Origin of the sequence: Shewanella sp. SW1, from assembly GCF_025653545.1 — a bacterium.
Taxonomy (GTDB): Bacteria; Pseudomonadota; Gammaproteobacteria; order Enterobacterales; family Shewanellaceae; genus Shewanella; species Shewanella oncorhynchi.
This window is the reverse complement of record NZ_JAKKSG010000057.1, coordinates 1-658: the sequence shown is the minus strand read 5'-3', so window position 1 is coordinate 658 and position 658 is coordinate 1. Positions and strand designations below refer to the sequence as shown.

The window sequence follows — 658 nt, the reverse complement described above, 5'->3', positions numbered from 1 at the left end:
GCCTTGGAATAACAGATTTCCCGCCTTTATTGGCGATAAGTTCACGAAAAGCATCGCTGTCATAACCTTTATCTGCAATGACGGTATCAACCTGCTTCAGGTGCTCAATTAAGCTGGGGGCGTGTGTAATATCGTGTTTTTGGCCTTCTGATAATTCGAAATAAATCGGTAATCCTCCGCTGTCGACGGCTAAGTGAATTTTGGTTGAATTACCGCCTCGACTTTTACCAATACTCTCATTACTTAGCGTCGCTGCACCTGCACTGTGCTGGTGAGCCCGCACTATCGAGCCATCAATAAAGACCCATTCTATATCAGCAAGGTTGGCTAAGRCCTTGAATAAATGTGCTAGAACGCCTTTCTTAGACCATAAATGAAACCGTCTAAAGACCGTGCTCCAATGACCGAACTCTTTAGGTAAATCTCGCCAAGGGATACCTGTTCTAAGGCGGTAAAGAATACCTTCGAATGTTTGTCTATGTTCAGGTTTGTCATAAACACGGCCTGTGCTTTTCATTAAATGAAATAGCTTTTCCCAGCGTGCATCGGTTAGCATAAGTCTTGGCATGGCTTGAGGTTATGGTTACTTTTGGCGAAGCAAATTATAACGTCTTGCCATGCTGTCTAAAAATTACTCTCGAAAGATCAACAGACCCTA

General features: G+C 43.4%; 1 protein-coding gene. It reads right to left on the bottom strand.

Annotated elements, in window-relative coordinates:
- Nucleotides 1–568, bottom strand: a 568-nt coding sequence (locus tag L5M71_RS23015) for an IS5-like element ISSod6 family transposase (RefSeq protein ID WP_263220685.1), incomplete at its 3' end; no start/stop codon positions are given.
- Between the last annotated feature and the right edge of the window lie 90 nt (nt 569–658).